Below are 24,140 nucleotides of genomic sequence, written 5' to 3'. Positions count from 1 at the left end.
GCTAACAAGTTATTGTGGGAAGATTGCTTATATTGTGCCAGCTGAAATGCTTTGCAAGCGATGAGGCGGTTATGGGGGTATATTCCGGTATTAGACCACCTAAAGCAGCCAATCTGCCGATGATCTCCTCCGGAGAATAGGCAGCCCGAAGCAGCTCCATGCTTAGCGAAGAATCACGTTTCGACAGCCTTCGTCCCTCCGCATTACATAGCAATGGCACGTGTGCAAATCGTGGCGGTTCCTTCCCCAACAGTTCATAGAGATATATCTGTTGTGCTGACGACAGCAGCAAGTCGCTTCCGCGTACCACCTCTGTCACCCCCATCATGGCATCATCTACCACCACTGCCAACTGATAAGCCCATGCCCCGTCGGCACGCCGCAGCACGAAATCACCACAATGGTTCGCAAGGTTAACGCTCTGCTCCCCATATACGACATCGGTGAAACGTATCTCCCGGTCAGGCACGTAAAGGCGCGTGGCACGTGCCGTCTTACTGCCATCCGGAGGCATCACACCACCTAACGATTCCGGACGGCACCGCCCGGAATACACCACCCGTCCGTCGCTCTCATGGGGAGCCTGCGTAGCCATGATGTCGGCACGTGTGCAGTAGCAGGGGTAGGTGAGTCCAGTCGATTCCACCCGCTGCAAGACCTCCTCATATATATCCCCACGCAAACTCTGGCAATACGGACCATGATCGCCCACTGAATCGACACCGCCCTCGTCCCATTCCAGTCCGAGCCATGCGAGATCATCTTCTATTTGACGGGCATACTCCATACGCGAACGCTGCGGGTCGAGATCCTCGACCCGCAGTATCCATTTTCCCCCCTGACTCCTGACCGATAGCCAGGAGACAAGGGCTGCAAAAATATTGCCGAGATGCATCCGTCCGGTTGGTGACGGTGCGAAACGGCCTGTCATCGTAGAGCTTCCACCTCCTCCGTGGTGAGCGGTATCTTCTTGCCGAGACGACGAGCACCGGTCTCCGTGATGAGGTAATCCTCTTCATTGCGCAAGCCTGTGAAGTCTTTCCATTTCTCCACCTCGTCATAGTTGATGAAATCCTCAAATTTATGCTGACCGCGCCAGAGATCGATAAGTTCCGGTATGAAATAGATGCCCGGTTCGATGGTGTGGACGAATCCCGGTTCAAGCGGACGTGCCAGACGCAGCGACTTGCGACCGAACTGAGTGCTCTTCGGCTGACCGTCGTAGCCTACCCATACTTCACCGAGGTTCTCCATATCGTGAACGTCAAGACCCATCATGTGTCCGAGTCCGCAGGGGTAGAACATGGCGTGTGCACCAGCCTCCACAGCCTCTGCCGGATCACCCTTCATGATGCCGAGTCCCTTCAGACCCTCGCATACCACGCGGCACGACAATTCGTAGACATCCTTGAACGGCACGCCCGGTTTCAATGCATCTACAGCGGCAAGATGAGATGCCACCTGAATATCATATATCGATTTCTGACGCGGGGTGAAAGTCTTGTCAACGCAGATAGTTGACGACATATCGCCAGCATAACCCATCTCAGTCTCAGCACCGGCATCCACGAGCAGCATCTGACCCGGTTTCGCCACATTGCCGTGGTAATGATTGTGGAGAGTCTGACCGTTGACAGTGGCGATTGTTGGGAATGACAGACGCATTCCGGCAGCCTGTGCCACCTCCTCAATAGCTGCGCTCACCTCACACTCCCTCATGCCGGGACGAAGCATCTTGATAGCAGTGATATGCATGTCGGCAGTCACGTCGCACGCACGTTCTATCTCTGCAATCTCCTCCTCGCTCTTATGATTACGCTGGTCAACCACCGCACGTATCATCGGGATTGAGGGCTGTTCCGCACCTGGGAGCAATCCGAGAAGATGCAGCAGCTGCACGTTATGTTCCGGACGATAGGGGGGCAGATAATGTATCCTCTGGTCGAGAATCTTCGCACCGCGCAGATACTTGGCAAGGTCGGCGGCAGGACGAGTGTCGGAGATACCCACCATCGAAGCCTTCTCATGAAGGGTAGGCTGGGTGCCCATCCACACGATATCGTCGATAGTCAGCTCATCACCGAAAATAATCTCGCGGTCATTATCGATATCAATGACAGCATTCAGACCGGCATACGGCAGACCGAAATAATAAAGGAACGTAGAATCCTGACGGAAGTCATAAGTATTATCGGCATAATTCACGCCACACTCATTATTACCAAGAAAAAGAAGCAGACCGCTACCCAATCTCTTCTTGAGAGCCTCACGACGCTTCACATAAGTATCTTTCGGAAACATAACAAAATGTTTTTAAGGTTAGATTGTTTCCGCAAAAATACACAAAAAAAACGACAGCACCAACAACTAAGACCACTAAGACCGCTAAGACAGCTTGGACCACTAAGACAGCATGGACCACTAAGACCACTAAGACCGCTTGGACTACTAAGACCACTAAGATGTCCAAGTAGTCCAAGAAGTCCTATTAGTCCAAAAAATCCAAGAAGTCTAATTAGTCCCAGCAGTCTAAGTAGTCTTCCTATTATTATAATCAGTCTGATTGCTGCGATACTCCCGTCTTGCCCTACTCATCTCCTCCCGGATACCCCCATCCTGCAAAAACTGCAACTTCTGTTTCTCAATAAGTTTATACAGCAATCTGTCGCAAGCATGAATCATCGTCACAACCACATTAGCAAACGTCTCACTATTCCACGCCTGAGCCTTATCAATGTAATACTCAGTCGGATTATCCTGACGAATCACACTCCTCGTCTGTTCCAGAGGCGGATCACCAATTTTCCATTTCCTCTGTCCCCTCGTCATTAGAAAATCCTCATAGTCAAGAAGAAGCTCCTGAAGACTCGCCTTTGCCACATTCGTCAACTTAATTTCAGTCTCCTTAGAAGTAGTACTTGCAGCACTACCCTCGGCAATATTCTGTTTACAACTCCTCGCAGCCTGAACCATCTGATCAATAGTGCGGTCACCCTTCTTTAAAAACTTATGAGCAAACAAATACGTCAGATTATAAATATTATCCGACAACTTATAAGCAATCAGATTACGGAACCCACCTTTCTGTGGCAAAAAATCAGCATTCATCAGGTAAAGATATTAGGGTAAGTAATCGTAAAAAAATAAGTTGTGAAAGTTTGGCGCATATTTCCGAGGGATTTCGGAGTAAGGAAGATGGAGCATAGCGGGCTATGCGACTGATTCCGCGCTCCGAAAGCACCGGAAAGATGCTGCCACAAGAGAAATTTACATTTATAACTTTAACAAGTTATTTTTTGAAGATTACTAAATACATTAGAGTAAAATCAAAAAAGCTGATACAATAACCCCAGCCACAACAAAAGTATAAAAAAAGATAATCCCCCACAAGCAACCAAAAGAAAATCAGCAAAAAAAATCCAAAAAATCACCAAAAAATCCCTAATCTCCATCAAATTCCCCCAAAATTACCTTCAAATCCCGAAAGACAAAGAATCCAATCAGCCAAAAAAAAGTCCAAGAAAGTCCAAAGAAAAGAAGCAGCTAAAGAAAAGAAGTCCAAGAAAAAAGAAGTCCAAGAAAAAAGAAGTCCAAGAAAAAAAGAAGTCCAATAAGTCCCAGAAGTCCCATTAGTCCAAAAAGTCTAATTAGTCCAAGCTGTCCCAGAAGTCCCATTAGTCCAAAAAGTCTAATTAGTCCAAGCTGTTCCAGAAGTCCCATTAGTCCAAAAAGTCTAAGTGGTCCAAGCTGTCCAAGCAAGTCTCATTAGTCCCAAAAGTCCAAGTAGTCCAAGCTGTCCAAGAAGTCCCATTAGTCCAAAAAATGTCTAATAAGTCCAAGCTGTCCAAGCAAGTCCTATTAGTCCAAAAAAGTCTAAGTAGTCCAAGCTGTCCAAGCAAGTCCAATCAGTCTAAGCCCCAAAAAATTGTTTAGCAAACATCCATATCTCTTATGAAGAGATACTTAATTCGATGCAAAGTTATAAAATTTTGCTCAAATTCCCAATTATAGCTCCCTAATTTTTGTAAAAATAGGCTTTTATATCGCTCATTAAAGGCTTTTTTAATATGATTGTTTAGCAAATTATGATTTTAGCTACTTTCAAAATTATGATTTGCAATTCTTTAGAGGCTGTGCGTATCTCTTCATAAGAGATGCATACCCTCCCGCCCTGGAGTGCCTATCAATATGAATAGGATCTTACAAATACTTCAAAAACTTGCCTTTCGTTTCTTTAAATTACTGAAAACGAGAGAAGAAAGAATATGTCCGGCAAATTATGCCGTTTCTATTCGTCTGTTTTGAATAGTATTGATTCACTGCTACTTAGATGACATCGTTTCTCCAATTTGTCGAAAATAAGAAAACGGTCAGTCCCGACGATAGGGTAGTTAGAAGCGCAGTGACCTCCTTCCGGGAATCATTCCCGTCAAAAGATTGCGACGACATCACCGTCCCGGCTCTCCAAAACTGGATAGCCCACATGATGATAGCCGGACTTAAACCCGCAAGCCGACGGAAATACCTCAGTATCCTCCGCGCACTCTACAAAGAATGGAAAGATGATACCGAATCAGCTGCCATCTTTGATGAGGTCAAGGAATTGGCGGCACAAGACATAGAGGAGGGCGTAGACCGGGCAAATGCCAACTGCGACATAATCCGCCGGCTGCTCAACATTACCCCCACATCCTCTGACTACGAAATCATCACCATCTTCCTCTACCTCCTCTTCGACCCCGGCATCGGATTGCCCGAATTGATACGTCTGAAATTCGGTGATGACACCCCCGCAATCCTCCAGCTTGACGAGATAATCGACAGCATGAGAGCCTCGAAGCGGAAAAGATACGTATTCGGACTCGAACAGGGTAAGAAACGCGAAGGAAGAATCATTGGCGACCTGCTTCATCAGATGTATGGCACAATATCGGCATACGGTCTTGAACTTGGTCAGGAGATCTCACGCGACACAATCACATCCATCTGGATAGCAGCCGCATTCCGCATCGGAATACAGCCCGAAGAGATACGTGCGATAGTCAGAAGTATCCCAAAAGAATACTCATTCCTCCAATATATCCTCCCTGCCGAGTTGGAGACTGCCGACCGGTTACGCCTGATGCAGAAAGTGGCAGACTCCATCCACGATGCAGCCTCCCGCTGGTTCGTCATGAAGATGCGACCCGGCAACACCCCCGACGATATAAAGACGGCAATAAGCGAGACCGACGGAAAGATGCTCGACGATATGACATTCTACTATCCCACCCAACAACTCGTCATAGCCGACAAGAAAGGTAAGCGGAAAAAGATAGAGAAACCATACCTCCCCTCCATACTCTTCTTCAAGATGCGTAAGGACAAGGTTGCGCCACTCTTCCGCAACATCGGAGAACTCGCATGGTGCTACCGTTGGAGCAACACCCCCGACAGTCCCTACTGTGCCATCTCCCTACGCGAGATGAAGGCATTCCAGAAACACATCGGATCCTTCACCCCCGACGTCAGGATGGAAATCGTCACCCTTGACACACCGCTTGCCGTCAACCAGCAGGTAAGGATAGACGGTTACGGAGCGTTAGACAATCAGTTAGGCGTAATCCGCAGTATACACAACTCCAACGGCACCCGCACCTACACACTCGCCCTCTCCGGCAAAGAATTCGCCACATGGACAGTAAAAGACATAGAAGAGATCTATCTCCAGCCCATCTCTTGACGCGAGCCCACACCCTCATAGAGCAGTGCCAACTCTCCGGCAACCTCTGCTTCGACGGTCACGCTCCCACACCCCAAGAGCTACAGGTAGCCGCCGATTGCCGCACCCTCTCCGACGACATCCGCGATGCCCTACCGCACACCGCACCCGGCGACCTCCCCTCCCTCCTCGAATGGTATGACCCCATCCACCGGCTCGGCTACGGCAACGCCCCCGACAACGACTTCGTCATCCGCCAACGCCGTCGCGCGATCGACGCCTGGACCGCGGGCGACCCCTCCATCAGCGAGACCGCCATCTACGAAATGATAGCCAGAGAGATGACCAACACCGCCGCCACCATCGACGCCGACGAACTCCGCCTCTACCTCACCCTAAAAAAGAAAAGAGCCGCCGTCCCCGCTCCCTAAAAAGAGCAAAAACGAATCCGGCAAGCGAATAATATATATATTACATATCCACGTATATGTTTGCGCAGCCGTTTTGTTTCAAGTGTGAGCGCGAAGCGCGAAAAATTTTCACACGAAGAAACAAAAGAACAAAAAGAAATTAATCTACAATAAAATACACCCAATCCCCTCTTCGTCATCCCAAATCCCTTTTAGGGGCAGGGTGCGATCCTGGGGTCTTCATTACATTATGAAAATAGCAGTAGCAGGCACAGGCTATGTAGGCCTCAGTATAGCGACTCTTCTCGCTCAGCACAACACGGTAACAGCCGTGGATGTGATTCCCGAAAAAGTGGAACTCATCAACAACCGCAAGTCTCCCATACAGGATGAATACATAGAGAAATATCTCGCGGAGAAGGATCTGGATCTTACCGCCACCCTCGATGGTGCGGCGGCTTATCGCGATGCCGACTTCGTCGTAATCGCGGCACCGACCAACTATGACCCGGTCAAGAACTACTTCGACACCCACTGCATTGAGGATGTTATAGACCTCGTCCTGAGCGTCAATCCCGATGCCATCATGGTCATCAAATCCACGATCCCCGTCGGCTACTGCCGTTCGCTCTACATAAAATACGCAGCCAAGGGTGTCAAGAGATTCAATCTCCTCTTCTCTCCGGAATTCCTCCGCGAGTCGAAGGCACTCTACGACAATCTTTATCCTTCCCGTATAATCGTCGGTTATCCCAAGATGATAAACCGGGAAGAGTTTAAGGAAGAGAATGAGGCTATTAGAAAAGTTGCGGACGTGGATTATCTTGAGGCTAAGGCACGTGAATTTGCCGGTCTGTTGAAGCAGGGAGCGATAAAGGAGGATATCCCGACTCTCTTCATGGGTATGAAGGAGGCGGAGGCAGTCAAGCTCTTCGCCAACACCTATCTTGCCCTCCGTGTCAGCTACTTCAACGAACTCGATACCTACGCAGAAGTAAAGGGACTTGACTCACAGGCAATAATCGAGGGCATCGGACTTGATCCCCGTATTGGCACACATTACAACAACCCCTCATTCGGGTATGGTGGTTACTGTCTACCCAAGGACACCAAACAGCTTCTCGCCAACTACGACAACGTGCCGCAGCAGATGATGACCGCCATAGTCGAGAGCAACCGCACGCGCAAAGACTTCATCGCCGACCAAGTCCTGAAAATGGCTGGTTGGTACGACTATACCGCAGCTCCCCAACCCCCTAAAGGGGGAGCGGATGAGACGCCATCACCAGTAGTAGGGGTTTACCGCTTAACGATGAAATCAAACTCTGACAACTTCCGTCAGAGCAGCATCCAAGGCGTTATGAAACGCATCAAGGCGAAAGGTGCGACTGTCATCATCTACGAACCCACACTTGAAGATGGATCCACCTTCTTCGGCAGCCGCGTGGTCAACGACCTCACCGAATTCAAACGCCTCTCCCAAGCCATCCTCGCCAACCGCACAAGCCCCGAACTCCAAGACGTCGCTTCCAAAGTCTATACCCGCGATCTCTTTTCCCGCGACTAACGGTCTGTAACACGAGCTTCCAGCTTGCATTACATAGAAGGGTTCGCAAGGTTCTTTCCCATGTCTCACACGTCAAGACAGAACTCCTATAATCCGTAATAAATTAACGTACAACCGGAATCGGTTATAAACTAACAACAATTCATCATGGATTACATGCAAGGAAAACGATCGGTACTTTCGTTTGTAGGAAGATTATTCCATAGTTGGAAATTTGGAACAGAGATCCCGGGATCAGGTTATCCCGAATCTGCCGTATTCCGTAGACATATCATTATTCCACTGGCAGTAGCCGCCATATCCGGCTTTGGGAGCATGGCACAGGGTATTCCTCCGATGCTCACATCAGAGTATGACCAGTCTTATCCGTATGACAAGAAGTGTCCGTACAATAGTGCAGCGGGATGCGGTGCGGTGGCCATAGCGCAGATCCTGCGTTATTACGGGATGCCCTCCCACGGCTATGGAGAGATGTCATACTACAGTACCTATTTGATGGACAGCGTGAAAGTCAATTTTGAGGAGATGAAATTCGACTGGGATCTGTTGTCGGATAGATATGAGGAGGGAGACTTTTCGGATGCCAGTGCAGACGCGGTTGCCTCCGTAGTGTTTGCGTCCGGGGCTGCGATGTATTCCAATTACGGCAGTTCCACCTCAGTTGGCAATTATGCTAAAATGATGTATGGGCTGCAGCATTACCTGCACATCTCCCCGGACAGCCGTTATCTGCAACGCAAATACTATACCACCGCTGAATGGCTTGAGATGTTGAATGGGAATCTTTCAGAAGGCCATCCGGTCTTTTACCGTGGAAGCTGGAAGTTCAAAGGAGGCAACGTGGGACACATGTTTGTCATCGACGGTAGGGATGACGATGGAAACTACCATGTGAATTTCGGTCATGGAGGCCGTCAGGATAAGTACGTTGACATAGAGACCATAAACCAAACAGGTCTGTATCCGGGAGGCAGGGGTATATGCTATAACTGCGAGCAGGCGATGGTGATTAACTGTTATCCAACACCGGACCATGCAGGTTACCCCCTTCAGGTCTGCATGTCGGACGAAAGCGTTATCTTGAATCGAGATAAGACATTACAAGACATAGAGGTGTCGTTGGGAGAGGATTTTAAGCTGAGTTGCAGATTGCGTAACGTAAGCCACGACAAGACTAGAATAAGCTTTGGGTGGTGGCTTATGAAAGACGGTGATCCCGTCACCCAGTTGTCAAACAATTCCTACACTCTGAGAGCCGGCTATACATTTACAGAGCCTGTGCACATCCGCATGCATCTCCCGTCGGAATTGGCGGACGGCTCTTATGAACTGAGACTCTATTCAAAATCCCCCCTTGCCCCGGATTGGCGAGAGGTGTGGGAGAATGCCCCGAGTGTTGTGTCGGTTCTCGTTGAAAATGGATTCTGCAGGATAACAGTGCCTGACCATCATTCGGGAGATCCAAACCTCATGCTTGCAGATAGTATCGAAGAATTGGAATCCGATTATAACAAACAAAACCGAGATCACATATACAGAGTTCATATTGTCAATGGCACCACCAATAATTTTGAGGATATCGTACGTATTGAGGTATCCACAGATCAGGGTGACATGAAATATGACACCGTCTTGCCCATATACAGTCAGACAGATACTGAATTTCATATAAATGTACCTGATCATATCTTTGACTTGGAAGGAAAGACAGTGCAGGCGTTGAGAGCCTATTACTATGATAAGGATTCTGATGCGTTTCATGAGATAACGAAGGACGGTCATTTGGCAGCTTCATTATTATTGACGGACGATACTGCGGCTGTTCGTGTGTATTCCATGAACGGTGTGCTTATGTATGAATCATCCGGTTCTTGCGTTTCGGAAGAATATGGACAGTTTCTTAGGACCCTTCCAAAAGGAATATATATAGTCAAAGAAGGTAAAAAAGTCCGTAAAATCGCAATCTAACAGTAAGCGTCCAATTTTAACGTATGGCATCGCTAAGTAATAAGATCTATCATTGCACTGACAAATTTCTAACTTGAAAATATTTACAGTGACTCGGATTTCGAAAGATTCTATGTCGGCTATATGGCAGATGCAACCATGCCATTGCAATGCAAAAACTTTTTTGTTCTTATAACCCCTCCTAAATTCCCTCTTTAGGGGGTGTGGGGAGCTTATCGCTTCCGATGACCATCGGACAGTGTTAGCAAAAATTAAAAATAATCTAAATTTTGACAAAAATTAAGAGAAGGGACGTTGAAGCCCTTTCTCCTGACCTACACGTCAAAATTGGACGCTTACTCTAAGTTTCTAAATCTTTAAATCTTCTACAAGATGACACGAACAATAACGATACTCCTCCTGCTATTATCATGTCTATCGGTAGTGGCTCAAAAAATAAAACTTGCTGATCCAATATACCTTGCGACCACATTAATTGATGATATTTCCATAGATCGAATGAAGGAAGCCTGCAAAAACTACGGTCTAATGGAGTCCGAGAAAGAAAATGAATTTATAGTATTTGCGGATGAGAAAGGCAATAAACTACGTTTCAAAGTAAAAGAAGTTTCCAATGATCGTACTCCAATAGTGGAAGTGGTATCAAAAACACCACATAAAGAAATTATCCGAATATTAACAGATACTGGCTTCTCCTCTTCATCGCATGGCAAGTACGTCAAAGGAGATAAATACGCCCACCGTATAACAATATGCTCATTCTCAAAAGGCATTTTGACGTTTACTAAAGAAAGAAGATAGAGGATTATATGTCTAACCAGAATCTCAAAGATACCCGACAAAATATTATTGATCGAGGAAATGCTTTCCAAAATTATATAGAAGTATTTGTACTGCATGAAAGTGCGAAAAGATTATTGGATGCATTGTCAAGACATTGTGATGTTTATATATTCAGCGGTGTCATAAGGGATTATTTCTTGGAAAGGAGTGGTGATTCAAGAGATTTAGATATAGTAGTTAATACTGATTTAAGTTTATCTCATTTTATAAAACTAATCAGTCGGTATGCTAAAGTAAGAGTTAATTCCTTTGGAGGATTGAAGATAAAATTTGATGATTTCAATTATGATATTTGGTATCTAAAAGATACCTGGGCAATACGAAGATTTAATCTAGAACCCACACCAGAGGTGCTTTTAGAGACTGCATTCTTTAATTCCTCAGCAATCATATATGATTATAAGGCAAATTCATTTATAATTTCAGATAAGTTTTGTGAATTCATAATGACGAATGAATTGGATATCGTATTAAAGGAGAATCCTAACATAGGGTTATGTATTTTAAATATTTATCATTATAAGAAGATATTAAATTGCTCAATATCTGAAAGGTTAAAGAATTGGATTGGAGAACAATCGGTAAGTATAGGAAATCTGAGAAAAGAACAAATTCGGCATTTTGGTAAAATATTGTATGATTCATTACAATTGGACTAATTGAAAAGAGATCTAATGTATAAAATAGATTGGGACAAATATCTTTCGAATGAAAGATTCCGAAAATCAACAAGAAAAACAGGAGATGGTTACGCTCAATCGGATTTCAGATCTGACTTTGAAAGTGACTTAGGCAGAGTAATATTTTCTTCAGCTGTCAGAAGAATGCATGATAAGACACAAGTCATACCCCTAACATCGGGAGATTATGTACATACGCGTCTCACACATTCCATGGAGGTGATGAGTATTGCATATTCATTAGGTGCAAATTATTGCAGGAGCGAGGAGTTTATAGAATTATATGGAGATGAATCGTATAAATTAGAGCAGAAAATAGAAGCTATTCTCAAAACCGCAGCATTTGTTCATGATATCGGTAATCCACCTTTTGGACATTTTGGAGAAACGATTATACAGAACTATTTTAAATCATTCTTTAAGGAAAAAGGGCATATTATTAGCTCAAAAGAAAAAATAGATTTTGAGGAATTTGATGGTAATGCACAAGGTTTAAGAATTTTAACAAGGCTTCAGTATCTTGAAGATTTGTATGGATTAAATCTTACGTATGCAACGTTGGCAGCATATTTAAAATATCCAAATATAGGAAAAAGCAATAAAAAGTATATCGGTAATAAGAAACATGGAATCTACAGTAGTGAGAAAGATATATTTGAAGAGATAGTGAATAAATGTAATCTTAGTAATGGTAATAAAATAAAGAGACATCCCTTATCATTCTTAGTTGAAGCAGCAGATTCAATCTGTTATCTTACAATGGATATGGAAGATGGGATGTCTATGGGTTGGTATGGATTTGAAGATATAAAATCCTTCTTATCAAAGGAGATAGTTTCATCAAAAGATATAAAAAGGTCCTCACTCGTAAAATATTATGAAAATGGGGAATTTTCATTATCAAAATTTTTAAGTCTATCTGATAAGAAAAAATCGGAAAAAGCAAAGATGGTAGATCTTAGAATTAAGACAATCTCGTATTTTGTTAAATTAGCCGGTAAAAATTTTATTAATAATTTAAAAGAAATAGATAATGGAAGTTATTCTAAAGAATTGATAGATGATGATCCATTTAGGTTATCAGAGGCTTTTAAGAAATTCGCACAAGATAAGATTTTCCCTCGAAAAGAGATTGAACAAGAGGAATTGATTGGTAATGCTGTTCTAACAGGATTATTGGATAAATTGATCGGGTACATGTTTAATGGAGATAAGAAATATCGGAAGAAATGCAAATGCGTACTTTCTAAAACCACATTAAATGTAGCATATCATCAGAATGTTAAAAGTGGAGAGGATTTATATTTTATGTCTGATGCTGAGTATCTGGATCTTGATCCCGAATCATTAAGTTCATATTATAAATTAAGGGCAGTAGTTGACACTGTTGCAGGAATGACAGATAAATATGCCCTTTCATTATATCGTCAATTAAGTGGCCAATCATTATAAGGGTTTTAGTAGTATAGATTATTATGAAATCTCTAAAGGAACAATATAAACAGTTTTTTTCAGGACATGCACGTTCGGTAGTTGTTAAGAAAAATGTAATTGCATCTTTAGTTATAAAGGGTATAAGTATTATTATATCCTTAATGTTGGTTCCTTTAACGTTAGGTTATCTTAGTTCTGAAATTTATGGAGTTTGGTTGGTATTATCTACAATGGTAATCTGGCTTAACCATTTTGATATTGGATTTACTCAAGGATTAAAAAATAAACTTACAGAATCTTTAGCGAAAAATGATTATGATAGAGGAAAATCATTGGTATCTACCACTTATGTAGTAATGGTGGCTATTTTTTGCCCATTATGTATTATTGTTGAACTAATTATTCCTTATATAGATTGGTGTTCTCTACTAAATATTGATAAAGTATATGAACAAGATATTGTTAAAACAATTCATATCTTGACGATATCTGTATGTTTGCAAATGATTGTTAATGTTTTTACGACAGTCGTTGCTGCATATCAGAAAGTTGCATTATCTTCAATGTTTGGTGTGATTGGACAATCGATTTCTCTGATTGTAATATTTATATTAATAAAAGTTGCTCCTCCATCTTTACCAATATTGGCAATTTCCATTTCATTCATCCCTGTAACTGTTACATTGATATTCTCAATTATATATTATAATAAGAAATTCAAAAAAGTAAAACCATCAATTTTATCTGTAAATTTTTCTTTAGTAAAAGACTTATTCGGTTTGGGATATAAATTTTTCATTATTAATATACAAGTTATTGTCTTTTATCAATCAACAAATATATTAATATCCAATGTGTCTGGTCCTGAGGACGTTACTTCATATAATATCGTTTATAAATATATAGGGGTTTCATCTATGATTTTCCAAATTATATTGGCACCTTTGTGGCCTGCCTTTACTGATGCATTCACACGAAAAGATTATCAATGGATGAAGAATATCTATAATAAAATGGTAAAATTTTATTATGTTGTATTATTTTCAATAGTGTCAATGGTATGTGTATCTGGTCCGGTATATTATTTATGGATTGGATCTGATGCAATTATACCGTTTTCAATGACATTGGCTATTGCCATATATATGATTATACATACTTGGGATAGTCTTCAGATAACACTGATAACAGGGGTCGGAGCAATTAAGGTGGAATTGTATCTTATAATTATTGGATTGGTTGGTTATTTACCATTAGCCCTATTTTTAGGGAAATGTATCGGTGCAATTGGTATTGTTTACTCGATGTCAATTGTAAATTTATTATATGCAATAGTATTTACTATTCAAATTAGAAAAATTGTTAATAATCAAGCTAAAGGAGTTTGGATAAAATAATATGTGGAAGTTATTGATATTTACATTATCATTACGGATAAAAAAATATTTTAATTGTATGTTGTATTTTTTTGTTAGTCTGGTATTGTATAAATATAGGAAAAAGGCATTGAATAAGATACAGCAGATACAATTAATTCAAATTCCTAATTTTAGGAAAACATTAATATTTAATTATAGTTGTTTGCCCAAAAGACAAGCAACAAAGATTCCAATTTTAATCTACGGAAATCCTAAATTTGCTGGATTAAATGGAAATATAGAAATTGTTGGAGAAGTTAAATTCGGAATGATTAAATGGGGTTGGGATATAGGTTATAGAACAACTGGAAATGGAATAATAAGGATTGATGGAATTTTGAAATTAAAAAATTGTAAAGAAGGGTTTATTCATAAAGGTGTTGATCTTAATTTAGATAAAAAGGCAATTCTTGAGTTAGGTAATAATTTTTGGTTTGGGGAGAATGTGATGATTTTTTGTATTCATAGAATTGTAATGGGCGATAATGTTCGTATTACATATCAGTCTCAGGTTTTAGATACAGATTTTCATTATACAATTAATTTAAAAAATAAAAGTATTAAACCACGTTTTGAGAAAATAGAAATTGGTAGCAATATTTGGATTGGAAATAGGTGTACTATTAAGAAAGGTTCAGTGATTCCAGATAATACAATTATAGCTGCTTCTTATTCTGTATTATGCAAGAATTATTCGGAAATTCCACCTTACAGTATTTTGGGAGGATGCCCTGCTAAAGTGATTGCAAGTGGCATTGCTCGCACGTATGGTAAGGATACTCTTTCTGAAATTGAAAAATTAGATTTACGTTTTTTAGATGGCAATGATAAGAAATATATTATTATTGAAAATGATGATGAGATAAGAAATTTTTTGAGATAGCTAATCTGATTATAATTATGATACGTAAAATAAAAAAAATTATATCATATATTTTACTTCCAGTCATTTTGATAGGGAAATTACATAATAATAGGATTTTGGATTTATGGAATTTTATAATTATAAAATTCCATACTTATAGGATTTTAAGTTTATTCTTAAACTTTGGGAAGAATTCCTTGATATGTACAGATTTTACAACAAATCACCCTGAGTCTATCTCAATAGGCGATAATTGTATCATAAATAAGCATGTCATTTTGACATGTTGGAACTCAAAAAGTCATATAGTTAATGAAAATAATGTAAAAATTATTATCGGAGATAATTGTAATATTGGAGAATATAATCATATAACAGCTGTTGGGAAAATAGAGATAGGTAATGGGGTATTGACCGGGAGATGGGTGACGATAACAGATAATTCCCATGGGAATAATACGTGTATAGAAATGGAAAATGTAGACCCTATTGATAGAGAAATTGAATTTAAGGGGGCTATTAAAATTGGAGATAGAGTTTGGATTGGTGATAAAGCTACAATATTACCAGGTGTAAGATTAGGTAGTGGTTGTGTGGTTGCTGCAAATTCAGTTGTTACTAAATCATTTCCTGAAAATTGTATAATAGGCGGAGTTCCTGCAAAATTAATAAAACAAGTGATATGAAACCAATAGTGATTGCATTTTATTTGCCACAATATCATCCAATTGAAGAGAATAATAATTGGTTCGGTGAGGGATTTACTGAGTGGACGAATGTTGGTAAGGCCAAACCATTGTTTAAGGGACATTATCAGCCCCGGGTGCCAGCAGATCTTGGATATTATGACTTAAGAATCCCTGAGGTGAGAGAAAAACAAGCTGAATTAGCAAAAGAAGCAGGTGTTACTGCTTTTTGCTATTATCATTATTGGTTTGGCAATGGTCATACAATAATGGAAAGACCATTGACAGAAGTAATAGAATATGGCAAACCAGATTTTCCATTTTGTCTATGTTGGGCAAATCATAATTGGGCAAAGAAAGAATGGAATCCGGATACAAAATCATTGAGACAAGAGCCATTGATAACAATGGCATATCCAGGAATTAATGATGCGATTAAGATGTTTAATCATCTTTTGCCTGCGTTTAAAGACAAGAGGTATTTAAGAATTGATGGTAGATTGGCTTATATGATTTTAGACGTAAAGAAAATATCTTATTTTGAAGAGATGAAGAATGTTTGGAATCAATTAGCAAAGGAAAACGGGTTGCCAGAGTTCTTCTTTATGTCATATACTACAAATATAGCTGATTTCGATGATGAAACAATAAGGAAGACAGATGTTGTTGGGTTAGATTTAATTAGAAATATTGAGCTAAAGCAAAATTACTCTAAAAGGTCACTTATTTTTAATTATTATCGAAATAAAATAGGAGGGATTCTTAGAATTCCGCAATTTGTATTCAAATATAAGGATGCAATGCGTTATTTATTAGATAAATCTTGCGAAGATGAGAATAAAGTGCCAGTAATCGTCCCTAATTGGGATTGGAGTCCTAGAAGAGGTGCAGGGGGATTGATATTCACAGATTCAACTCCTTCTCTTTTTAAACAGCATGTGAAACAGGCTCTTGAATTAATTAAAAGGAAGCCAAAGAATAAACAAATTCTAATATTAAAATCATGGAATGAATGGGGAGAAGGTAATTATATGGAACCAGATTTAAAATTCGGGAAAGGATATATACAAGCTTTAAAGGAAGCATTAGAAGAAGCTGACAAATGAATTTATAATTTCATTATAGAAAATAATTTAATATAAAGTGATTCAATTGAATTGAATATATAACATGCATCTGCAATTTGAGAATCGAATTAAAACAGCATATAAATTTGTTATATTTATGTTGTTTTTAAATAGCATGCATCCGTGGTATATATGGACAAATCAATTGTTTCTGATTACTATAGGAATAGGAGCATTATGTTCGATAGCTATTTTGTGTCTGCGTAATCCATTTCGATTATCTAAAGAGGATGTAGGATTATTTTTCATATTATTGATATATTCATTATTTGAATGTTTAAAAAGTAATATAAATGGAATTATTCAGAATATCGTCTTATTTGTGGTGTGGTGGGGACTATTGTCTCTTAATAATGAAGATAGAAAAGAATATATAAACTATATAACAAAATGGTTTTCAATTTTATTGCTAATATCATTATTTACATATTTATTGTGGCTATTTGATATCTGGAATATAGAACCTACGGAAATTGAATATAAAGATGTTGGATATAGTGCATTAAATTATATTACATTTATCATACAGAATGATGGTCGTTTGACAAATTTCTTTAGGTTTATGTCAATATTTGCAGAACCAGGTCACATGACAATGGGAATTGTGCCGTTAATAATTCTCAATAATTTCAATTTAAAGAATAAGTATGTATTAATATTATTTATTGCGGAAATTTGGTCATTTTCATTAGCGGGAATGATTACTCTTTTTATAGGATATGTTTTATTTAATTTTAATAAACATCTTATAAAAGGATTAGCATATTTAATTTTAGCATGTTCTGGATTAGTGATAATGTTTGAATCTCTTGGTTACGGGGATGTGATTGAAGTATTCTTATGGAGTCGTTTAGAGGTAAATGATGATGGAAATATTGCAGGTAATAATAGATTTACATCACAAGTTGATACTGAATATAATAAATTGTTCAATTCTATAGACTTTTTATGTGGAAAAGAAGTTGATCAAAATATCATAGATGGTAGCGCAGGTTATAAAGTGTTTATTATTCAAAATGGTTTGGTGGGTTTGATATTAGCTATAAGATATATTCATATTATTTCTTAAAATATAAAACTTATAGATTATTTATTGTTACGGTGATTTACTTATTACTTCTAACACAAAATTCCTATCCTACTTGGATGTGTATGTTGGCTCCATATTTACTTGGAGCGCCCCTGCCAAAACGACAACTTACACAAGTTTAATTAGAGTAATTAAAATTATAAATAGAATTTTATGAAGGTATTAATAATTGCACATAATCAAGGAATTCAAGGTGCTGGGATTGCTTTCGCAAATTTATGTAATGGTTTAGCCTCAATGGGAATTAAGGTTATTGCAGTTGTACCTTCTTCAAAAGGTGTTGCGCAACTCATAGATAAAAATGATAATATACGAATGTATGTTATTAAGTATATCAAAAATGAGGTGTTTCCTAATTTTAGAAGCATAAAGGATAAAATAAGATATTTGCCAAGATTGATTAGAGTCTGGGTATATCGTCCTTTTTTTAGGTCAAGGCTTGAAGAAATTGTAAAAATAGAGAAACCGGATATAATACATTCCAATACTGGAACAATACGTATAGGATCTGAAGTGGCAGAACGAAATAATATACCTCACGTTTGGCATGTTAGAGAATGTCAAAAATTGGGGTATAATTATAAGCCATTTGGAGGAGAAGGTAAGGTAAGAGATTTATTTGAAAGAAAAAATAATCATTGTATTGCAATAACTAAGAGTGTATACGATTATTATAGGTTAAATTCTACAAAGGATAAGATAATATATGATGGTGTTTTTTCTGATAAAATAATACAAACATTGCGGACTAACGTGATGAAAAATAAAGTATTGTTATATGTGGGTCTTCTTTCAGAAAAAAAAGGAGTTAGAATGTTGCTTGAAAGTTTTGAAAGAATCTCCCATAAGATTAAGGATTATGAACTTTGGCTTGTGGGAAATGATCAGATAGGAATAAAGGATATAATTTCAAAAATGCAAGCTAAGTCACAAATTAAATATTTGGGGTTTAGAAGTGATATATATAAATTGATGGCTGAGTCGAAAGTGGTTGTGGTGCCAAGTGAATATGAAGGCTTTGGCTTCATTACTGTAGAGGCAATGTTGAATGGAACTATGGTGGTAGGTAGAGATACGGCAGGCACCAAAGAACAATTTGACAATGGAAATAAATTAATAGGTTCGGAAATAGGTTTTAGATTTATAACTGAGAATGAATTAGATTCACAGTTGCTTAGAGCAATTAGTCTCCAAGAAAAGGACTATGTTTCCATAACAGAGAAGGCATTTAAAGTTGTTTCAAACATGTATTCTATTGAGAAGCATGTAAATAATGTAATAGAATACTATCATGAAATATTGGAAGAAAAATATAGCGAGTATTGAGCTAAGTATATCAAGCATTGGCTTTATAACATACATTTTTACAGTGGATAAGTATACAAAAGTATTACTACTCACTACATAAGTAATATTTACAATGACGAAAATAATACCATTTTATTTACCCCAATTTCATACTATTCCAGAGAATGATGAATGGTGGGGAAAGGGATTTACAGAGTGGACAAATGTACGTAAGGCTAAACCCTATAGGAAGGGTCAGTCACAGCCGCGAATCCCACTGAATGATAATTATTATGACTTAAGTAAAGTTGAAACTTTAAGATGGCAGGCTGAATTAGCGAATAAGTATGGAATTTATGGATTTTGCTTCTACCATTATTGGTTTAATGGGAAATTATTATTGGAGAAACCATCCCAGAATCTTTTAGCCAATAAGGATATACCTCTAAAATTTTGTTTCTCTTGGGCGAATGAACCATGGGCAAGAACTTGGGACGGAAAAAATACGGAAGTCTTAATGCCTCAAGAATATGGAACTGAAACTGAATGGGAAAAGCATTTTGAGTATCTGCTACCATTCTTTTTAGATGAAAGATATATAAAGGAAAATGGAAAGCCAATGTTCTTGATATATAAATCTGCATCCATTGAGAAATGTGAGGAAATGATGAATTATTGGAATGCTCTTGCAAAGAAAAATGGGCTACCAGGGATTCATTTTGTTGAAACTTTAAAAAAATGGTTGCCGGAAACGAGGAAGCTGCCTTTCGATGCAAAGGTGGAATTTGAGCCAACCGGAGCCAAGAATTTATCAACACTATATCTGCAAAGATTGAGGAGATATTCAATAAGATTATTAAATAAGCTCTTTAAGACATCTCTCCCCGAACATCCATCAATCTCTTTTGATGAAGAGGTAAATAAGTCGTTAAGTAATCTTTCTCCTGAGGGTACATATCCTGGAGTGTTTATGGGTTGGGACAATTCTCCAAGAACAAAAGAAAAGGGAATTTTTATTTCTCGGCCATCTAAATCTCAATTTAAGGAATATCTAAAAAAGAAGATAGACATTGGCAAGAATGTCTATAAGACGGATTACTTGTTTATAAATGCTTGGAATGAATGGGCAGAAGGTACATATCTTGAACCTGATACGGAGATGGGATATGCTTATCTTGAAGCTATATCTGAGACATTAAATGAGAATATGAAATGATTTTTTTGAATAATTATACTAAAAATATATAAGGTATGAAAGTACTTTTTTTATGTGTAAATTATAATTCCTATTCTCATTTGGTTACTTTTCTTAATACCATAGATCAATCTTTAGATGCAATTGGTAATCAAAATGTAAATGTGTCTATTTGCATAGGAGATGCTTCTGATATGAAAAGAAGTATTGAATATATTCCCGAAAATTTTGAATTATTCTCTTTCCCTATTGATAATTTGGGATATTTCGGAGGTGTGAATTGGTTAGTGAATAAAATTGGAAAGAAATATATCAATGAACAAGATTTAGTAATAATTAGCAATGTAGACTTAACCATTTCTTCAGATTTCTTTAGCCAGTTATCTTCCATATACTTAAAGTATAATAAATACGCATGGATTGCTCCACAGATTTATAGTAATGCCGAAAATCGTGATAAAAATCCAAAAATATTAATCCGACCTTCATTAAATAAAATGAAGGCTCTAAAATTGATGTACCGATTCCCAGTTATCCATCGCCTGTATGAGAAAACACTATATAAGAGAAAAAAACTTCGACCTAAATTTTCAGCAATTGAAATATACGCAGGTCATGGAGCTTTCATAATTCTAACAAAGGAATTTTTTGAAAAAGGAGGGAAAATAGAATATCCAATATTCCTGTTTGGAGAAGAACAATATCTTGCGGAAGAAATTCAGCGAATTGGGATGAAGGTCATATATGAACCATCTTTGAAAATAATGGATGAAGAACATGCTTCTACCGGTAAAATGAAAAGAGGCTCATACTATGAATATAATTATCAAGCAATAAAATACATATTAGATACATACTATGAATAAAATAGAAGAATTAGTATATCATGCGGTAAAGAAAAATCCTGCGCTTAAACAATTTATAAGAAATATATACCAATCGGCATTTGATTGTCTTCCAAAACAAAAAAATCAGTTTAAAAATAAATTGGTTTTCAGAGAAGGTTATTTTTTTGGATTCCATGATATAAGTCCATTTTCAATAGATGATACAAAACTTCTCGCGCAACGTGCTGATTTTGATTTGCGTATGCCAAATCCTGGGGAAAAATTAGATGTTGGCTATTTTGATTTTAAAGATGGAGTGATCGGTTCTTTTCATAAAATAGGGGAATCAATAGCTTGGAACTGGCATAAGGGTTGTAGACTTCAATGGTATGATGATGATAAAGTTATTTTTAATACCAGTAATGGAATTCATCCAATAGCCGTAATTGAAACAATAGATGGAAGACTGTATAAGGAACTTCCTCATGCTATTGATGCAATTTTTAATAATGATAAAGAGAGGATAGCCACTTCTTTTAGCTATACTCGATTGGAACGTTGTATGCCAGGATATGGATATCCTTATAATGATGACGGACTTATTCAAGAATATTATCCTAAACAAACAGGACTATTCTTAATGAATACAGAAACAGGAGATAGGGAACTATTGGTTAGTTTGGATGAGTTGGCAAATTCTATTCCTAAAGAAATGAAGGAGAAATATCTACATTTTGTCACTCATTCTGAATTTTCTCCGGATGGTCGATATATTTCTTTCTTATATCGTCGAATACCATTTGAAGGAAATTATATGAAAAGATGGACTCAGATCAGAGTGTATGATCGTAAAAATAAATGCTTGTATACGTTGCCAACACAAGATTCTGGTTCGCATTATGTATGGAATAATTGTAATCAGCTGATTGCTTCTTGTATTATTAATGGTAAGAGTTGTCATGTGCTTTATGACATGAATGCTATTGATAATTATAAGATAATAGCGCCACATGTCTTGAATTCAGATGGTCATCAGTCATTTGTAGGCAATTCAAAGTTCGTGACAGATACTTATCCGGATAAAAGGAGAATGGCACATATATATGAAGTTGATATTGATAATAATAATTGTAAAGAAATTGTAAGCGTATACAGCCCCAAACAGTTTCAAACAAAAGATTTTAAGTGCCATATTGCATGTGATTTGCATCCTCGTGTTTCAAAATCTGGAAAATATCTTTGTTTTGATTCTCCCTCATCGGGGAAACGAGGAATATACGTAATGAATCTTTAATTTGTGTATTTCTCTAATATATTCCAAACGTATGAAAGACTACGGACTAGTTTCAATCATAACCCCATCGTATAATTGCGCTGAATTTATAAAAGAGACCATTGAATCAATAATATCGCAATCTTATACTAATTGGGAATTGTTGATTACTGATGATTGCTCCACGGATAATTCTTGCGATGTAATAGGGAATTATGTAAGGAAAGATCCAAGAATAAAGTTAATTCGTCTTCAAAGTAATTCCGGAGCCGGTGTCGCAAGGAATACTTCGATAGAGGAGGCAAAAGGTAGGTTTATTGCTTTTTGTGACAGTGATGACCGGTGGTTCCCGGATAAGTTGGAGAAACAGTTGGCTTTTATGGAGGCTAAGAATTGTAAAATGAGTCATACATCGTATTTGACGTGTGATGAAGCTGATAAAATCACAGGAATTGTGGTATGCCGAAAGCGTGAGACGTTGGAATCGATGTGTAAGGACGATAAGATGGGTTTCCTGACAGTAATGTATGATACCAATGGAATAGGGAAAGTATATATGCCTAAATTGAGGAAACGACAGGATTGGGCATTGAAACTAAAGGTTCTTGAAAAGTGTGGTCATGCGTGTGGAATGAAAGAGCCGTTGGCATATTATAGAAAGAGGGTAGGGTCAATATCAAATAATAAGCGGTCATTGGTTAAATATAATATTGCAGTGTATCAAGAGGTATTAGGCTGGTCTAAATGGAAATCAAATCTATATTTTTATTTTAGATTCATGCCTACTCATATTACAAAATTGATTTTCCTAAGATATTTGAATAAATAGCATCAGTAAGCGTCCAATTTTGACGTATGGTATTGCTAAGGAATAAGCCCTATCTTTGCACTGACAAATTTTTAAATCGAAAAATATGTACAGTGACTCAGATTTTGAAAGATTCTATGTTGGCTATATGGTCGAAGCAATGCCTCGTGGAGTCTCGATACAGGCATACTGTAAAAAGAACAACGTGCCGTATAATCTGTTTCAATACCATGAGCTTTAACTCCCCCTTTAGGGGGTAGGGGGGCTTAATATGAGTCCAGACGAGAAATCAAAACTGATCATATTCCTGCAACAGATGCTCGAAGACTCAAGGGAGCAGGCTCAGGCTTTGGAACATCGAGCTGTTAAGGCGGAGACTGTTGCCAGGGAAGATCGAGCCAGGACAGAGGAGATGAGCCGTAAAATGGATGAACTTCTGAGTGGCATGAATGAGTTGCTGGCCTCGAACCGTATCAAGGACAACAGACTCGCGGAGCAGGACCGGCTTATTGCCGAGCTGAGGAAGGCCCTGTCAGACGCTTCTGTAGAGGAACAACCACAGAGATCTCAGAGATCACGGAGAAAAAAGTAAAAAACTCTGCGCTCCCCGTGCCCTTTGTGTTAAATAACGGCAACCGGAATTACGGACAGTTGCTGCCGATGACCATCGGAATTAGTGTTAACAAAAATTAAAAACAATCTAAATTTTTGACAGAAATTAAGAGAAGGGGCGTTGAAGCCCTTTCTCCTGACCTACACGTCAAAATTGGATGCTTACGTACGGTCGGGTTACGGCACGGCTGAGTATGGGTGTGTTGCAGTGTGGATGGGATTTTTGATTTTCTGAATGCTTTATTTTGAGCGTCTGCTCTTAACTTTTCCTGCGGATTTGCGCGGTTTGTATGGTTGCGTAAATTTGTGGGACTTAATCCGTATTTCTTATGAAAGGTATCGTTCTTGC

General features: G+C 38.7%; 23 protein-coding genes. 19 read left to right on the top strand and 4 right to left on the bottom strand.

Annotated features, from left to right (window positions below; genetic code table 11):
- Position 1: 1 nt before the first annotated feature.
- From gluQRS to E5331_RS17945, 3 genes are all read right to left on the bottom strand, one after another.
- Positions 2–931: a tRNA glutamyl-Q(34) synthetase GluQRS gene (gene gluQRS / locus E5331_RS17955; protein ID WP_135986108.1), complete on the bottom strand. Its 930-nt coding sequence runs from the start codon at positions 929–931 to the stop codon at positions 2–4.
- The gene (locus tag E5331_RS17950) at positions 928–2,301 is read right to left on the bottom strand and encodes an aminopeptidase P family protein (protein ID WP_135986106.1); all 1,374 of its coding nucleotides are present in this window, start codon (positions 2,299–2,301) and stop codon (positions 928–930) included. The genes gluQRS and E5331_RS17950 overlap by 4 nt, the downstream gene beginning before the upstream one ends.
- 228 nt (positions 2,302–2,529) lie before the next feature.
- Positions 2,530–3,108, bottom strand: coding sequence for a four helix bundle suffix domain-containing protein (locus E5331_RS17945; protein WP_123484452.1), 579 nt, complete (start codon positions 3,106–3,108; stop codon positions 2,530–2,532).
- A gap of 1,222 nt (positions 3,109–4,330) precedes the next feature.
- On the opposite strand from E5331_RS17945, the gene E5331_RS17940 reads away from it, so the two are divergent.
- From E5331_RS17940 to E5331_RS17855, 19 genes are all read left to right on the top strand, one after another.
- Entirely contained in the window at positions 4,331–5,722 is a 1,392-nt protein-coding gene (locus E5331_RS17940) for a hypothetical protein (protein ID WP_135986104.1), read from the top strand.
- Positions 5,674–6,132, top strand: a complete 459-nt coding sequence (locus E5331_RS17935; protein ID WP_135986102.1) for a hypothetical protein — start codon at positions 5,674–5,676, stop codon at positions 6,130–6,132. The genes E5331_RS17940 and E5331_RS17935 overlap by 49 nt, the downstream gene beginning before the upstream one ends.
- Positions 6,133–6,361: 229 nt before the next feature.
- Positions 6,362–7,678, top strand: a complete 1,317-nt coding sequence (locus tag E5331_RS17930; RefSeq protein ID WP_123484448.1) for a UDP binding domain-containing protein — start codon at positions 6,362–6,364, stop codon at positions 7,676–7,678.
- A 147-nt stretch (positions 7,679–7,825) separates the two neighbouring features.
- The gene (locus E5331_RS17925) at positions 7,826–9,646 is read left to right on the top strand and encodes a C10 family peptidase (RefSeq protein WP_135986100.1); all 1,821 of its coding nucleotides are present in this window, start codon (positions 7,826–7,828) and stop codon (positions 9,644–9,646) included.
- A gap of 372 nt (positions 9,647–10,018) precedes the next feature.
- The gene (locus E5331_RS17920) at positions 10,019–10,447 is read left to right on the top strand and encodes a hypothetical protein (RefSeq protein WP_123481026.1); all 429 of its coding nucleotides are present in this window, start codon (positions 10,019–10,021) and stop codon (positions 10,445–10,447) included.
- Positions 10,448–10,455: 8 nt separating this feature from the next.
- Positions 10,456–11,148, top strand: coding sequence for a hypothetical protein (locus E5331_RS17915; protein WP_123481025.1), 693 nt, complete (start codon positions 10,456–10,458; stop codon positions 11,146–11,148).
- A gap of 15 nt (positions 11,149–11,163) precedes the next feature.
- Positions 11,164–12,621, top strand: coding sequence for a dGTP triphosphohydrolase (gene dgt, locus E5331_RS17910; RefSeq protein WP_123481024.1), 1,458 nt, complete (start codon positions 11,164–11,166; stop codon positions 12,619–12,621).
- 23 nt (positions 12,622–12,644) lie between these two features.
- On the top strand, positions 12,645–14,000 hold the full coding sequence (locus E5331_RS17905; RefSeq protein ID WP_135986098.1) for a lipopolysaccharide biosynthesis protein: 1,356 nt from the start codon (positions 12,645–12,647) through the stop codon (positions 13,998–14,000).
- Positions 14,001–14,109: 109 nt separating this feature from the next.
- Positions 14,110–14,904 (top strand): acyltransferase, encoded by a 795-nt coding sequence (locus tag E5331_RS17900; protein WP_135986096.1) that lies wholly within the window; start codon positions 14,110–14,112, stop codon positions 14,902–14,904.
- Positions 14,905–14,921: 17 nt separating this feature from the next.
- On the top strand, positions 14,922–15,572 hold the full coding sequence (locus E5331_RS17895) for an acyltransferase (RefSeq protein WP_123481019.1): 651 nt from the start codon (positions 14,922–14,924) through the stop codon (positions 15,570–15,572).
- Positions 15,569–16,678, top strand: coding sequence for a glycosyltransferase WbsX family protein (locus E5331_RS17890; protein WP_123481018.1), 1,110 nt, complete (start codon positions 15,569–15,571; stop codon positions 16,676–16,678). Before E5331_RS17895 ends, E5331_RS17890 begins: the two co-directional genes overlap by 4 nt.
- A gap of 118 nt (positions 16,679–16,796) precedes the next feature.
- Complete coding sequence (locus E5331_RS17885) at positions 16,797–17,768, top strand: hypothetical protein (RefSeq protein ID WP_135986094.1); 972 nt, start codon at positions 16,797–16,799, stop codon at positions 17,766–17,768.
- Between the two features lie 174 nt (positions 17,769–17,942).
- Positions 17,943–19,115, top strand: coding sequence for a glycosyltransferase family 4 protein (locus E5331_RS17880; RefSeq protein WP_123481016.1), 1,173 nt, complete (start codon positions 17,943–17,945; stop codon positions 19,113–19,115).
- Between the two features lie 94 nt (positions 19,116–19,209).
- Positions 19,210–20,292 carry a glycosyltransferase WbsX family protein gene (locus E5331_RS17875; RefSeq protein ID WP_123481015.1) on the top strand — a complete coding sequence of 361 codons (1,083 nt, stop codon included), beginning with the start codon at positions 19,210–19,212 and terminating at the stop codon, positions 20,290–20,292.
- A 35-nt stretch (positions 20,293–20,327) separates the two neighbouring features.
- Positions 20,328–21,137, top strand: coding sequence for a glycosyltransferase family 2 protein (locus E5331_RS17870; protein WP_123481014.1), 810 nt, complete (start codon positions 20,328–20,330; stop codon positions 21,135–21,137).
- Entirely contained in the window at positions 21,130–22,392 is a 1,263-nt protein-coding gene (locus tag E5331_RS17865; RefSeq protein ID WP_123481013.1) for a TolB-like translocation protein, read from the top strand. The genes E5331_RS17870 and E5331_RS17865 overlap by 8 nt, the downstream gene beginning before the upstream one ends.
- A gap of 31 nt (positions 22,393–22,423) precedes the next feature.
- Positions 22,424–23,200 (top strand): glycosyltransferase family 2 protein, encoded by a 777-nt coding sequence (locus E5331_RS17860; protein WP_123481012.1) that lies wholly within the window; start codon positions 22,424–22,426, stop codon positions 23,198–23,200.
- A gap of 85 nt (positions 23,201–23,285) precedes the next feature.
- Complete coding sequence (locus E5331_RS20835; RefSeq protein WP_275441291.1) at positions 23,286–23,420, top strand: hypothetical protein; 135 nt, start codon at positions 23,286–23,288, stop codon at positions 23,418–23,420.
- A gap of 30 nt (positions 23,421–23,450) precedes the next feature.
- A complete protein-coding gene (locus E5331_RS17855; RefSeq protein WP_123481011.1) occupies positions 23,451–23,771 on the top strand; it encodes a hypothetical protein in 321 nt (106 codons plus the stop codon).
- 97 nt (positions 23,772–23,868) lie between these two features.
- Here the strand turns inward: E5331_RS17855 and E5331_RS20830 are convergent.
- Positions 23,869–24,140: hypothetical protein (locus E5331_RS20830; RefSeq protein ID WP_275441290.1), on the bottom strand; the 272-nt coding region annotated here is incomplete at its 5' end.

Origin of the sequence: Lepagella muris (assembly GCF_004793975.1) — a bacterium.
Taxonomy (GTDB): Bacteria; Bacteroidota; Bacteroidia; order Bacteroidales; family Muribaculaceae; genus Lepagella; species Lepagella muris.
The sequence above is the reverse complement of the archived record's forward strand: the minus strand, read 5'-3'. Positions and strand labels throughout refer to the sequence as shown.